The following is a 14,231-nucleotide window of genomic DNA, read 5'->3' on the forward strand; positions in this document are numbered from 1 at the left end:
TGAGATGATTAATTTACTTGTGGTAGACGATGAAAAAGAAGTTGGTACCTTTTTATCCCGCCTTTTTTCGATGAAAGGATATCACGTACAGGTCGTGAACAGTGGAAAGGAATTTCACCAAATAGATTTTAATCAGCAGCGCTTTGATGCCGCGATGATAGACCTAAAGCTTCCAGATTGTGATGGCCTTTCTCTCCTGCAGCATCTGAAACAAAAACAACCGCTTTGCAAGGCACTGATTATGACCGGATACAGCACAGTCAAGACCGCTGTCGAGGCAATGAAACTTGGAGCGAGTGATTATATGGAAAAACCCTTTGTGGATATTGAAGTATTGGAAAAGCAACTTGACAACCTATTGAATGAAAACGACGATTTGAATCAACATTTTATCCATAACCTTGCCAAAGAGTCGGGTCTCATTGTAGGAGAAAGTTTATTAATGAAGGAACTGATTGAAATGGCTTTCAAAGTGGCTCAAAAATCCGTCAATGTCTTGATCGAGGGAGAAACAGGGAGTGGCAAAGAAGTACTTTCCCGTTTCATTCACTCAGCAAGCCCACGAAGCCACGAGCCCTTTATTGGTATTAATTGTGGAGCAATCTCGGAATCCCTTCTCGAAAGCGAATTATTTGGGCATGAAAAAGGGGCCTTCACCGGAGCAACCCAACAACGAAAAGGTTTCTTTGAAATTGCAGGGAATGGCACCCTTTTCCTCGATGAAATTGCCGACGCGAGTCCGGCCATACAAGTCAAATTGCTTCGAGTTTTGGAAACACGGGAATTTATGCGTGTCGGAAGTAGCGGGACATTAAGAACAAATGCCCGCTTAGTAGCCGCCTCCAATGAAAGTCTGCAGCAGGCAGTTGAAAAAAACAAATTCCGGGAAGACCTATTTTATCGACTGAACGTCGTCACTCTTGATATCCCCGCCTTGCGTAACAGAAAAGAAGATATTCCCCTCCTTGTCCGACATTTGGTTGAAAGAACTGGCCAGGCAGATATCTCCTTTTCCAATGAAGCTATTGAAAAATTACAGCAATACGACTGGCCCGGTAATATACGCGAATTATCTAATGTAATCATGCGAACTCTCACTCTTGCTGACCATAAACAGGAAATCTCGGCAAATGATCTCCTTCTATCTACCAACCAGGTTATTCCAATAAAAAAAGACCCGCCGAATGCGAATCAGTCGACTGAAAATCATCTCGAAGAATGGCGTAAACAGCTGGTTGCCGACTTTAATGAGAAAGATGAACTAATGCTCGAGGAAATCCTTAAGGAAATCAAACAACTCGAATCTACAATTGGCAAAGAACTCGTCATGCAGGCACTTCAAAAAACCTATGGAAACCGAAATGAAGCGGCCAAGCGTTTGCAGATCTCCATGAGAAAATTGCGATATATATTAAATGAGAAGAATCAGACATAATCTAATTATAGAATTCTTATAAGCTACCTAGAACAAACGAGGGTGCCCGATTTTAGGACTCCCTCGTTTGTTTATTTCTATTCTAAAGTTAATACGATTCTTCCGTTGATTTCGCCCTTTTCCATCATTTGAAACACGTCGTTGATTTCATCAAGCGTTCTCGTTTCAATATTCGTCCTTACTTTGCCATCAGCCGCAAATTGAACAGCTTCTTGTAGATCTTTTCTTGTACCAACGATTGACCCTTTTACAGTCACCCCATTTAGTACCGTATCAAAAATTGGAATTGGAAGTTCGTCATTCGGCAATCCGACAACGACCAATGTTCCACCCCTTTTAACTGAACTGTAAGCCTGTTCGAAAGCTTTTTTCGTAACCGCTACAGAAATGGCCGCTTGTACTCCACCAACTTTTTCCTTAATGGCTTGTACAGGATCGCTCTTAAGACCATTAACCGTGAAATCTGCTCCTAATTCTGTAGCCAGATCAAGCTTATCATCTTGAATATCAACGGCAATGACATTAAAGCCCATAGCTTTCGCGTATTGAAGAGCAACATGACCCAATCCACCAATTCCATAGATTGCTACCCAATCTCCAGGTTTAGCTTCTGACACTTTAAGCGCTTTATAAGTCGTTACACCAGCACAGAAAATCGGTGAAACTTCCGCAAAGTCAAGACCTTCAGGAACCTTGACCACATATTTTGCTGGCGCTTTGCAATATTCCGCATAACCGCCATCCACAGAATATCCTGCATTCAATTGATCCAGGCAAAGCGTTTCCCGTCCAGTCAGACAGTATTCACAATCGCCACATGCCGAGTAAAGCCATGGAATCCCAACGCGGTCACCAACCTTTAATGTAGTAACGCCTTCTGCCACCTTCTCAATAATGCCTACTCCCTCATGTCCAGGAATAAGCGGCAGCTTCGGTTTTACCGGCCAATCACCATGTACCGCATGTAAATCGGTATGACACACGCCACATGCTTTAATTTTCACTAATATCTCACCATATTCTAATTCAGGGATTGGTACATCTTTAATCTCAAGCTCTTGATTAAATTCATTGACGACCGCCGCCTTCATTGTCTTAACGTCTTGTATTTTTTTTGCATCCGCAGTACTTGCCCCTTGTTTTACATTCATGATTCATATTCCTCCCTTTTTTAAGTGGATATTTCTCACTTCCACTTATTTATGATGCAAGTGCCATGCCAGAAGAATAAAGCCCGGACAACAGTCTTTTCATAAAAAAATGCCGAAAAGTCGGCCCATTTTGACAAAAATGCGGCTCAATCTGGACGAAACCTGGTTTGTATATTGCTGACCAAATAGCTCACCCTATAAATAGGAGGTGTCCAAGCATGGACCAATTTGAAAAAGCATATGAATCCTACAAACAGCAGGGAACCCCACAAGTAAACCAACATGATACAACTGGAAAAGAAGAAATTATCGCAGTACGAAAAAGTGAAGATGACAATATTATTGCCATCAAAACAAATTCTGGGCGGGAGCTTGACTATCCCACCGCTCTTTCGGAAGCTAAGGCAGGCAACCTCGCCAATGTTGATGTCTTCCATAAATATGGCCGTGACATATTGCGGAGTGAGCCCGATGGGGTAAAGGAAAATAACCTGGATGAACTACCGGAGTTCTAACTATTTGAAGAAGCTGCCTCACGTATGGGCAGTTTTTTCTGTCAGGGGGTTAAACAAAAAGGAACCAGCATAGTAGCTGGTTCTCCTTAATTCCAGTTCGTCTTGAGAATGCTTTACAGCTCTGCTTTAAAAATTGCAGAGTTATTTGAAGTATGGTCTACCTAAAACGTCTCTCACCATCATTTTATTTTTCATACCGATAGGATTCAGAGATTTCGAGCAGTTGGCCACAGGATTCCACCACTTCGATGATTTCTATCCAGGACATGTCCAACCCAAGTTCATTAGCATGAGAAATCTTATCCCGTAATTTCCGAATGGCATTCGCATCTTTCTTTCCTTTACTTTTAGAAGGAATTTGGAAGAAGAACCTCAATTCCTGATCTTTATGAATGATATCGAATTTATCACTGATTTGCAGACACTCTATTAAATTGATATCCTCATTTTTATCGATTCTCCTCCTATATAATTCGGTAGCCTTTTCTAAACGATCTCCGCTGATCATTGGATACCAACTGTCATCCCCGAATTTATCCATGATGATATCGCTCATCCTCATTTCCAAAAGGGTAATATATCCAAAAATCAGCATTCTGATTGGAGGCTTTTGAAGGTCAGCGTGGGTAATCAACTTTTTAATTGAATTATTCTCTAACACGAACACCCTCGTTTTATTCTTAAAAATATGAAGAAGTTGAATCAAAGGGGTTGAGTCCGAAACCAATTCTCTTGGTGTAAAACATTTCAAATACTCCGCAATCTTACCTTCACCAAGTTCTTGCCTTTCGATATATCCGATAATTTCCCCTTGATCCTCTACCGCCAATATATCGAAATTCTTTTTTTCCAATTCTTTTTGTATCCCCAGTGCTAAATCGTTTTTATGGCAAAACTCAAGTTCCTGGGCAATGCTCTTAACCGTGATATTTTCTTCATAAAGAGTTTTAAGACTGAGGTAACTGCTATTGTTTTTTTTATAGCTTTCATTGAACATCTTTTACCCTCCACTTACGAACTTTCTGAACGATTTGCCTATGCGCCATGTTGAACAAACCTCCCCTAATTAGACCGTTAATTTACATCTGCGGTCAACTTTTCAGAAGAAAATGGGAGCAAACCTATTCGGAACAAGTTAAAAGCTTATAACTAAAAACCCAGTAATAAAAAGGGAACAGGTAATGTCTCTCGTTATCAACAAATAAAGTCCACCCAAGTGGACTCATTTCCATTCTATGTGGTTCTTTTTGGTACGATAAATCAAAATCCATCAACTGCCTTACCTACTGCTGCTTCCTCATTCTGCTCTTCTTCCCATGCCTTACAAACATCAACCCAATCCTTTGCTCCTGAATATTCAAATAATTCAGCGAGTTTAAGTTCTATTGCAGAGTTCGCACTTCCGCATGCTGGGAATAAAGACTCAAAGCGCTTCATCGACACATCAAGGAAAACATCTAGGTCATTTGCCAACCCAAACGGGCAGACTCCTCCAATGGCATGACCAGTCTGCTCAAGCACATCCTCAGCTGACAGCATTCGTGCCTTGAAACCGAACGTCTGACGAAATTTCTTATTATCCACTTTTGCGTCCCCTGCGGCAACAACCAAAATCGCATGCTCACCTTCCCCCTTAAAGGAAAGAGTCTTAGCAATTCGCGCTGGAATAACACCGATGGTTTCTGCTGCTTCAATCACCGTAGCACTCGATGTTTCGAACTCCATTACATCGCCTTCCCGATTCCATTTTTTAAAATGGCTCTTGACACTCTCGATCGACATATTATATCCACTCCTTTGAAGTACATGTAAAAATAATATCATCCTTTATTGCAATAAATCAAAATCATTTGAGACATCCACAGCTTGAAAACTTATTATTTTGAAACCATTCTTTACAAATTGACGAAACAAGCCTACATGGGATACTATTAGTCTTCGGGCAAAAGCCTAAACGTGGTTCGTAACCATCCCACGATAAAAAACTAGGGAGAGAATAAAATGAATGTTCGTACACTCGTGATAAGCGGGTTATTGGCCGCCTTATATGTGGTGGTCTCATTTGTGTTTCAACCAATATCATTTGGAATATACCAATTTCGGGTTCCGGAAATATTGAATCATCTGATTGTATTTAATAAAAAATATATCTACGGCATAGTGGGCGGCGTTTTCATATCGAATCTGCTCTTTTCGCCGATGGTGCCATATGATTTGATATTCGGGGTAGGGCAATCTCTGCTTGCCTTATTGCTTGTCATTTTTGCCTCACGCTTCATAAAGAGCATTAAAGGACGGATGATCGTTACGATTATCTTTTTCACGTTCACAATGTTTTTAATTGCAATCGAACTGAACCTTGCCCTGGATTTTCCATTCTTGTTAAGCTGGATGACCACGGCTGTCGGTGAATTCATCGTCCTTTTGGTTGGTGCGCCAATCATTTATGGAATGAACAAAAGAATTCAGTTTGAAAAGTGGCTATAAAGGAATCTTTGCGTCGTTAACCCACTATAATGGAAAAGAGCTGTCTGCTTCATGCGGAAGCTCTTTTTTTCACCATTGAACCTGAAGATGATAAACTATTAGAATGAATGGTGGTGACCTTTTGAAAAAAATACTGACCTTAATCGGTCTACTGGTAATAGTAATATTTATCGTTTCCAATGCAGAATTGTTCACCATGGTTTGGAAAAGTGATTTGGATTCAGTTATAACCATATTGACAGAAAACCTTTTGCTTACTTTTGTTGTGACATTTGTGTTGATGATTGTCCAAAATTCTTTTACCATTATACCCTTAATTTTACTCCTAACCATCAATGTCGCGATATTTGGATTCATATATGGGTACCTATGGAGTTGGGTTACAAGTGTCGTTGCATCAGGATTCATTTTTTATGCAGCCAGGAACTGGTTTCAGGCACCTCTCTTAAAGAAAATGGGCCCAAAATGGAAAGAATCCGTTGTAGAGCATGGCTTTATGTACGTGTTTACCGGAAGGATATTCCCACTCATACCAACAAGTTTAATTAACTTGGCAGCAGGAGTCAGTTCTGTAACCTTCAAGGATTTTTTATTAGCGACCGCACTCGGCAATCTTATATACTTTTTCTTTCTATCCTTAATCCCTTATGGTCTCCTATCTGTGGAAATGAACCAATATACACTAGCTGTACTCGCCTTCCTCTTCTTACTATTTTTCCTTATCTATAAACGCTTTAAGAAGAAAAAGAAAGTAACCTTCTTCAGGAAAAACAGGTGACTGTTAGGGTTCCTGTTTTTTTATTTATGATTCTGCATATATTTTTCTTTGATAGTTTGTTAAAATGTGTATGTATTTTTAACCTTTGAAATGTCGTAAATCAGGGAGAATCTCCATGTCCAAACGCTCCATTTTAGTACTATATATCCTATTTGGGATTCTTACGCTAGTCGTGTTCGACTACTTTTTAACTACTAATATTGAAAACAAAGAGGTCTTTATTCAACTCCAAAGAGCAGAAGGAATTGTTTTTCTTTTATCAATAGGCTTGATTTTATTTCTTTATTTGGCTAAAAGAGAAAAATTCAAGCAATTAAAAGAAGAGGAACAGCGTCGTCGCACGCTCATTAATTCAATGGTAGACTTCGTTAACTTCAAGGATGGAGATGGCCGATGGCTTGAATCCAACACCTTTGGTCTGCAATTATTTCAATTGGAACATGTAGACTATAAGGGGAAAAAAGACAGTGAGCTCGCAGAATACTCCGAATTTTATAAAGAGTCGTTAATCTACTGTGAAATTTCAGATGAAGAAACGTGGATAAAAAAGGAGATTACGCGGTGTGAGGAAATCATCCCGCTACCCAACGGCAATCATAAGACCTTTGATACCATCAAAGTTCCTTTGTTCTTTGAAGATGGTTCCCGAAAAGGATTAGTGGTCATTGGCAGGGATATTTCTGAAAGAGTTGTCGCAGAAAATCAATTATTTGAGAGTGAACAGCGCTATAAATCATTGTTCGAACACAACCCTTATCCGATGCTGATGCTTGATTTAACCGGAATAATTACCACCGTCAATCCAAGGTTTGAAACAGTTACAGGCTTTCATCAAGAAGAAATCCAAGGTGCCTCTTTTATTGAGTTAAACTTTTCCGCAGAAGATGAAGAACTGATTCGTACATCCTGTCAATACGTCGTCGAAAACCAAAAGGGGATAAAAAAAGGAAAAGATATAGAGTTTCTCACGAAATACGGGGAGTCTCTTTTACTTTCATGTACATTTGTCCCGATGCTTATTGGAAATGAATTAGTCGGAATTATTACCTATGCTAAAGATGTAACTCAAATCCGAGAAACGGAAGCACGCTTAAGAAGAACCGAAAAGTTGTCAATAGTCGGTGAACTTGCTGCCAGTGTAGCACACGAAGTACGTAACCCATTAACTTCTTTAAAAGGATTCGTCCAATTACTTAAAAAGAGCGACCACCCCTTTGAACAATACTACACTATTATGCTCAGTGAATTAGACCGAATCAATCTGATTGTAAGCGAATTACTTGTTCTTGCAAAACCTCAGGAACTCCCATTCAGTAAACACCAAATTATTGGACTGATGGATGAAGTCAAAACCTTGCTTAAACCAGAGGCAGACTCATATTCTACAAAAATATCGATAGATGTAAAAAATGAAATCCCGCTTCTTTCATGTGAGGCAAATCAGCTCAAACAAGTTTTTATAAACATGATTAAGAACTCTATGGAGGCCTCCGCCGATCACATTTGGATTGATTTCGAGCAAATAGACAATACCCTTTCCATAACCATCAGGGATAATGGAAGTGGAATCGAAAAAAATCGTTTGAAACATCTAGGAGAACCTTTTTATTCATCTAAAGAAAGAGGAACGGGTCTAGGATTGACCGTTAGCTGCCGAATTATTGAGGCGCACAGAGGAAAGGTTCGTTTTAACAGCGAGCTAAATCATGGAACTGAAGTCAAAATTGTTTTACCAATATAAATTTCAGGACAAGCCTATTAAATCTTGTCCTTTTTTTGTAGTCTAAAAAAAGACCCCTTCAAATTTTTTGAAACAGTCCCTTGGTAATATTAAAAAAGAGAGAGAACGAATTTCTTTATTTTCCCCAAAAATGAGATGGATTCTGTTGATTGATTATCCATCGGCATCATCTGGCTACCTCTGTTATTGGATTTAAGGTTTTCCGATTTACTAGATGTACTCATTTGTTTTGCTCCAACTACTGCCTCTTTTTCAGTTTTGGCATCATCTACAGTTTCTTCCTCATCCATGTCTACATCGATATCTTTATCGAAAACAAGGACGTAGGTACGTCGTGCTCCATCTTTTGAGACTGTAACTGAAATTGCAGTCTTAGCTTTATTCTTAATCGTTACGATTTTACTGCTTTCACCGTCATATTTTATCGTAGCTCCACTTGCGCTAGCTATAGCTTCAATTGGGACTGAGGTAATATCCTTATCGACTTCGATATGATATGTATGCTCATCAGAATCAAAAGATTTGTTCCACGTTCCTTTTGATACTGTCAAAGTGTTCAACACTGGTGTGGTATTGCCTTCCTCACCTACGGACCCAGCTGAAATTGCCTTTTTAACAGAATCCGATAAGTGTTTTTGTGTGGAAATGCTTGCAATCTGCTGTGCTTTAGGTGCTTGGCTACTTAGCACTTGACCTTTGGATAAATCCGAAGGAGTTGATGATGGTTTGTCACCGTTATCGGAGGAAGGTTGAGTTTTACTTGTTCCCGTTGAAGATTCCTTTTTAGCTTCATCTCCTTTAGAGGTATCCTTATCTTCGGTTCTCTTTGCTTTAGCTGCAGCCCTTGTAATCGTAAGCGTGTATGTTTTTTTATCTCCATTTTCTGCTGCAACGACAATCTTCACCGTTGTCTTACCAACTGGAAGGTTCACCTTTACTCCTTTACTCGTTGCATCTATTCCATTTACGTTTACCCTTGCAGTACTGTCACTCACTGTTGGAGCCACCGTAATGGTATTGACTTTATTCGCCAAAGAAACCTTATAAGCTGTTACAGACGCATCAAATGTTAAAGAACCTTTTGATAATCCAATCGCAGTTAAAAGGTTGTCATCGCTTTCCGATTTATCAACCTGGATGGTATAGGTAGTCGTTTCATTTATCCCATCACTGACCGTGATCGTGAACGTATTCTTACCAGTTTGAAGAGAAAAATCCTCAGCCTTCCCATTTGTCAGTTGTATACCATTCACTGATACGGTAGCAGTCTCACTAGAACTCTCAGCAAGTAAGCTGATTTTTTCAACATTCTTCCCTACTGTTGCACTATACTCTAAAACATCAGCAGAAAACTGTTGATTCAATGTTATACCATCTATTTCGAGCTTAGATAGAGTATTTACCGTTTGGGCCTCTCCCTGTGTGACCGCTGTATCCTCCGTAGCCTCTGCTGTAGGCATATAAGTGAACGTTCCCATTCCCACAAGAGAACCGACCAAGATCACCTTCACACCTTTTTCTTTAAACCTTTTCTTTAACAACGCCTATCCCCCCTATTATTCCTGCAAATGTGGTAGGGTCAGGTTAACAAAGAAACCTTAATTATTTCTTAATGTGGGAACGACTAAATGGATGACATTTCCTGACGGATCCTTTGTTACAACAACTTCTTTCTCCTGGTTTATAAATGATCCTAATTGCTGTAATCGCTCTACTGTGTTTTTTCGTGCCTCTTCACTTGGTAAAATAAGCGTGAACGATTTCAGTCCTACACTTGTTGCCTCCGGTGCAGGAGCCCCGACTCCATTCCATGTATTAAGGCCAATGTGATGATGGTAGTTGCCTGTAGAGACAAATAGGGCTTGCCCTCCATATCGTACAACAATTTCAAAGCCTAGTCCTTTTGTATAAAACTCTTCGGTAGCACCAATGTCTGCTACGTGTAAATGAATGTGGCCCATTACGGTTTCACTTGGCAGACCTGCCCAAGGTGATTCATCATTTTCTGCTAATAGTCCTTCTGCATCAAGGGCCTCCGTACCCATTTCGACTTGCCCATTCTGCCACTTCCAGGTTTCTTCCGGCCTATCACAATAAATTTCAATTCCATTTCCGTCAGGATCCCCTAAATAAATGGCCTCACTTACATAGTGATCCGAAGCTCCTTGCAGCGGATATCGACATTGAATCAAGTGCAGTAATATCTTAGCCAAATCAGCTCTGCATGGTACTAAAAGCGCAAAATGATATAAACCAGTCGTCCTCAATTGCTTCGGTGTTACACCATCTGGTTGTTCCAAAATCAGTAGTGGCGTCTTCCCATCTGCTGTTAACACTGCTTTATCAGCAGATTGCTCAAGTACTTCGAATCCAATAATCTCCTTATAAAATTTTAAACTACGCGATAAATCCTCTATAATGATATGTACATAGCCGACATAGGTGTTGGGATAACTTTGAAATTTCATTTTCTGTCCTCTTTTCATTTTAGTTACGTTAAGTGGTAAATTTATTATAGGTATTTTATCTCTTTCTAGTATTTCTTAATTTCCTTATATAAGTATTTTTTTTTTCACTGTTTTTTCACATTTTTATTTTATACTGAGCTTGCATAATCTTATGAAAGGGTGATGACGCACCAATATGAAGAATTATTTATGGCTGGTTATCAGCCTATTCAGTTTGCTTTTATATCCAGTAACGGCTTCTGGTCACGCTTCTGTTATAAGTTCTAATCCTAGTCCAAATGAAGCAATGGATACTCTTCCTGAAAAGATCAGCATTCAATTCAGTGAGAATATACAACCAGCTTTCCATTCACTTGAGGTATTCAGCCAAGATGGGGACAAAATACAAATTCAAGACAGTACAATCTCGGAACAAAGTGAAAAAATACTGGAAGCTAAGTGGAAAGGCACTCTCGATGAAGGAATTTACAACATAAAATGGAGAGTGGTTTCGAGTGATGGCCACCCCATTGAAGGGACAATCCCCTTTCAATTCGGAGATTCAGCGGGCCTATCAGACCAAGAAAATCCCGAAATGAATGCAGGTTTTCCGAATTCCATCAACGTTTTCCTGCAAAGTCTTCAATACATATCTTTTGCAGCCCTTACCGGAATCCTTTTTTTCCAATTATCGTTAATGAAGGATTCTCGCCTTTTTGAAGCCAGCAGAAGAGCCCGTCTATACCTTTGGCTTTCATATGCAGGTTTAGCATTTTCCATCTTCTTCAGTCTGCCTTTAAAGGTGACGATTGACGCTGGCGTAGGTTGGACTGATGCATTTAATGTGAGTTATATAAAAGAAGTATTGAATGCTACAAACTTTGGAGCCATCTGGATCGTTGAAATTCTAATATTGCTCTTTCTATTTTTAGTGATTTATTTCATGCTAGAGAACTCCCTGAATAAATCACTACCCTATCTTTCTTTCATCATAATAGTCAGCTTGATGGTTTGTAAGGCTTCAATTGGACATACGGCAGCTGTTCCTAATCAGGTTCTGGCCGTTTTGATGGATTTCCTCCATTTATTGTCCATGGCTTTATGGTTGGGCGGCCTTATGGCCTTATTGGTGATATTGCCTGGGCTTGCTGATCGGCAGACAGAAGATAAGAAAACATTTTACTGGTCAATCATTCAAAGGTTTTCCAGATGGGCATTTCTGTTTGTAATCATACTGATCGTTAGCGGGATATATAGCAGCTTACAGCATGTACCGACTATCCATTCATTGTTAAAAACAACATATGGACAATTGTTACTTGCGAAAGTTGGTCTCATGTTAGTCATGATTGTTTTAGGAGCATTTCATTTTTTCAGGGGGAAAAAGAAAGAAAAAAAACTTGGTTATAGTGTGGGAATAGAGTTTGGTGTAGGAATCGTCGTTCTCCTTGTAGCCGCTCTATTAACAAATGTCCAAACGGCCATGTCTTCTCCAGGACCAATTGAGAAAACTTTGATGACTGCAGAAAATAATGAGGTTACGTTAATGGTAACTCCCAATGAAGTCGGTGAAAACAGAATCCAAGTAAACATATCCAATGATGAAGGCATGCCTTATACCGAAGTTGAACAGCTTACAATCATAATGGAGCCTGTAGATACCGGCGGAGGAGAAATAAAACTTCAACTTCAGGGAGAAAATACAGGTACGTTTACATCCAAGTCGATTCTAACCATGTCAGGAAAGTGGAAGATTCAGGTCCATGGATTAACTGAAAGTCTAGATTCAATTGATGCCGATTTTACAATATTAGTAGGAAATTCATAACAGAAGGGATTTATTTAAATGAAAAACATTTCAAAGCTTCTTATCTCTACATTTGCTGCACTATTCATTTTTTCTGGTTCAGCGAATGCACACGTTACTGTTAAGCCTAGTTCATCTGCACCTGAGGCTTGGGAAACCTATACACTTAAAGTACCCGTTGAAAAAGAAACTGCCACCACCAAGGTGACTTTAAAGATACCGGAAGGCATTACTTTTGAAAGCTACCAGCCTGTACCAGGGTGGAAAGTAACAACTGAAGGTAACAAAGAAGGTCATGTAAAAACGGTAACATGGGAAGCGACCGATGAAGGAATTGCCGCTGGACAATTCCAGCAATTTTTATTCGTTGCCCAAAACCCTAAAGAAGAAACAAATGTAGCTTGGGATGCCTTTCAATATTATGAAGATGGTGAAATTGTTGAATGGAGTGGAGATGAAAGCTCCAACCTACCGCATTCTGTAACTGAGATTTCGGTAGCTTCCAAAGCTAATACAGGATCTGAGGGCCATAGCCATGCAGAAAAAAGTGATCACGCAGCTTCAAATTCAGCCGACAGTTCAAAGGATTCTGCAAAAGCAGAAGATGATAACAATGAAACACTGATCATTACTCTTGCAGGGATATCTTTGATTCTCTCTATTGTAGCCCTTTTAGCAGCCATTAGGAAAAGTAAAAAATAATCTTTTAGGTGTCCCAAAATTTCTTGGGACACCTTTTTTATTTTTAATATTCCATGACCACCGTTTTACTTGGTAACTGAAGATTTTCTGATTCTATGGTAATCTTAATGGATTTTTCAACTCTTTGTTCCGCTATTGTTAAGTTTAGTAGCCCATTCCCCTGGGCTCTTTTGCTTATTCCCAGATCTTCTGTACTTTTCACTAACTGTGCATATAATTCCGCTTCAGTTAGCTTACGGCCAAATTCCTTTTCAGCAATCACTTTCAAAAGAGCTGCCGCACCGCTTACATGAGGCGTTGCCATAGACGTTCCGCTCAGCCTAGCATATCTATTTCCTGGATACGTAGAGAGAATATCAACTCCTGGCGCTACCAGGTCAATTTCATCATTTGTATTTGAAAAATCCGCCAAATTTCTGCTTAAATCCACGGCTCCGACTTCCACTACCTCGGGATATGCCCCTGGGTAATCCAATTCATCCGTTTCATCACGCCCATCCCCACTATTTCCAGCTGCACATACAACAAGGATATCTTTCTGAAGCGCTCTTTGAATAAGCTTATGTTCCGCCTCATCTGGAGGACCACCGAGGGAAAGTGAAATAACTGAAACCTTTTCTTCATTAGGCCCCTGCCAATTAATCGCATACTCTAAAGCTCCATTAATCCAATTTATATCGCCTTGTCCTTTTCCATTTAAGGCTTTCAACGCTAAAATACTTGCTTTCGGAGCCACTCCAACTACTCCAACTTTATTAAGGGCAGCCAAAACCGTACCGCTGACATGTGTTCCATGCCCGTTATCATCTTGATAATCCCCGGTATTGGTAAAATCCTTTCCACCAATAATTCTTTCTTTGAGGTCTGGATGCTCTTTATCAATGCCTGTATCGATGACAGCAACGACCACGCCTTCACCATAATTGCTCTTTTCCCAAATTGCCGGGGCTTTCACAAGCTCTACACCCTCAGGAATTTTTTCTTTAACCGTGTCCATTACTTCAAGAACTTTGTAAGGTATTAATCTTTTTTCTTTTGTCATTTGATTACCCCTTCCTTCGTTCAATAAGTTAAACTGCCATCAGTGGGGGATCTTCTATCCCGTCTGGTTGCCGTCTACCGTTGAAAGAGATGAGATCAAAAAACTCTTCTCTCTTATATATACCAG

At 39.8% G+C, this 14,231-nt stretch carries 13 protein-coding genes and 1 riboswitch; of the genes, 7 read left to right on the forward strand and 6 right to left on the reverse strand.

Annotation, left to right across the window (positions count from 1 at the left end; all coding sequences use genetic code 11):
* Nucleotides 1–4 precede the first annotated feature (4 nt).
* Nucleotides 5–1,435, forward strand: a complete 1,431-nt coding sequence (locus JFU24_RS14185; protein ID WP_201222324.1) for a sigma-54-dependent transcriptional regulator — start codon at nucleotides 5–7, stop codon at nucleotides 1,433–1,435.
* Between the two features lie 77 nt (nucleotides 1,436–1,512).
* Here JFU24_RS14185 and adhP read toward each other — a convergent pair whose 3' ends face one another.
* Entirely contained in the window at nucleotides 1,513–2,526 is a 1,014-nt protein-coding gene (gene adhP, locus JFU24_RS14190) for an alcohol dehydrogenase AdhP (protein WP_053347932.1), read from the reverse strand.
* A gap of 278 nt (nucleotides 2,527–2,804) precedes the next feature.
* On the opposite strand from adhP, the gene JFU24_RS14195 reads away from it, so the two are divergent.
* Nucleotides 2,805–3,101 carry a DUF3892 domain-containing protein gene (locus JFU24_RS14195; protein ID WP_201250131.1) on the forward strand — a complete coding sequence of 99 codons (297 nt, stop codon included), beginning with the start codon at nucleotides 2,805–2,807 and terminating at the stop codon, nucleotides 3,099–3,101.
* 184 nt (nucleotides 3,102–3,285) lie between these two features.
* Here the strand turns inward: JFU24_RS14195 and JFU24_RS14200 are convergent, their stop codons facing one another.
* The gene (locus tag JFU24_RS14200) at nucleotides 3,286–4,098 is read right to left on the reverse strand and encodes a hypothetical protein (RefSeq protein WP_056522703.1); all 813 of its coding nucleotides are present in this window, start codon (nucleotides 4,096–4,098) and stop codon (nucleotides 3,286–3,288) included.
* A 263-nt stretch (nucleotides 4,099–4,361) separates the two neighbouring features.
* On the reverse strand, nucleotides 4,362–4,883 hold the full coding sequence (locus tag JFU24_RS14205; RefSeq protein ID WP_201183184.1) for a YbaK/EbsC family protein: 522 nt from the start codon (nucleotides 4,881–4,883) through the stop codon (nucleotides 4,362–4,364).
* A gap of 168 nt (nucleotides 4,884–5,051) precedes the next feature.
* A riboswitch (PreQ1 riboswitch) is annotated at nucleotides 5,052–5,096 on the forward strand.
* A 6-nt stretch (nucleotides 5,097–5,102) separates the two neighbouring features.
* Between JFU24_RS14205 and JFU24_RS14210 the strand changes: the two genes are divergently transcribed.
* The 3 genes from JFU24_RS14210 to JFU24_RS14220 all read left to right on the forward strand — a co-directional run bounded on the left by JFU24_RS14210 (nucleotide 5,103) and on the right by JFU24_RS14220 (nucleotide 8,107).
* The gene (locus JFU24_RS14210; RefSeq protein WP_201250132.1) at nucleotides 5,103–5,588 is read left to right on the forward strand and encodes a QueT transporter family protein; all 486 of its coding nucleotides are present in this window, start codon (nucleotides 5,103–5,105) and stop codon (nucleotides 5,586–5,588) included.
* Between the two features lie 121 nt (nucleotides 5,589–5,709).
* A complete protein-coding gene (locus JFU24_RS14215) occupies nucleotides 5,710–6,366 on the forward strand; it encodes a TVP38/TMEM64 family protein (RefSeq protein WP_201183188.1) in 657 nt (218 codons plus the stop codon).
* A gap of 115 nt (nucleotides 6,367–6,481) precedes the next feature.
* On the forward strand, nucleotides 6,482–8,107 hold the full coding sequence (locus JFU24_RS14220) for a PAS domain-containing sensor histidine kinase (protein ID WP_201222326.1): 1,626 nt from the start codon (nucleotides 6,482–6,484) through the stop codon (nucleotides 8,105–8,107).
* Nucleotides 8,108–8,196: 89 nt separating this feature from the next.
* Here JFU24_RS14220 and JFU24_RS14225 read toward each other — a convergent pair whose 3' ends face one another.
* Complete coding sequence (locus JFU24_RS14225; RefSeq protein ID WP_201250133.1) at nucleotides 8,197–9,648, reverse strand: cadherin-like beta sandwich domain-containing protein; 1,452 nt, start codon at nucleotides 9,646–9,648, stop codon at nucleotides 8,197–8,199.
* A gap of 57 nt (nucleotides 9,649–9,705) precedes the next feature.
* Nucleotides 9,706–10,575: a VOC family protein gene (locus tag JFU24_RS14230; protein ID WP_201250134.1), complete on the reverse strand. Its 870-nt coding sequence runs from the start codon at nucleotides 10,573–10,575 to the stop codon at nucleotides 9,706–9,708.
* Between the two features lie 175 nt (nucleotides 10,576–10,750).
* On the opposite strand from JFU24_RS14230, the gene JFU24_RS14235 reads away from it, so the two are divergent.
* Both JFU24_RS14235 and JFU24_RS14240 read left to right on the forward strand, forming a co-directional pair.
* A complete protein-coding gene (locus tag JFU24_RS14235) occupies nucleotides 10,751–12,382 on the forward strand; it encodes a copper resistance protein CopC (RefSeq protein WP_201250135.1) in 1,632 nt (543 codons plus the stop codon).
* A gap of 18 nt (nucleotides 12,383–12,400) precedes the next feature.
* Nucleotides 12,401–13,063: a YcnI family copper-binding membrane protein gene (locus JFU24_RS14240; RefSeq protein ID WP_201250136.1), complete on the forward strand. Its 663-nt coding sequence runs from the start codon at nucleotides 12,401–12,403 to the stop codon at nucleotides 13,061–13,063.
* A 43-nt stretch (nucleotides 13,064–13,106) separates the two neighbouring features.
* Here JFU24_RS14240 and JFU24_RS14245 read toward each other — a convergent pair whose 3' ends face one another.
* A complete protein-coding gene (locus JFU24_RS14245) occupies nucleotides 13,107–14,105 on the reverse strand; it encodes a S8 family peptidase (RefSeq protein WP_201183201.1) in 999 nt (332 codons plus the stop codon).
* Nucleotides 14,106–14,231: the final 126 nt, after the last annotated feature.

It is taken from the genome of Peribacillus sp. TH27 (assembly GCF_016650915.1).
GTDB classification, from domain to species: Bacteria; Bacillota; Bacilli; order Bacillales; family DSM-1321; genus Peribacillus; species Peribacillus butanolivorans.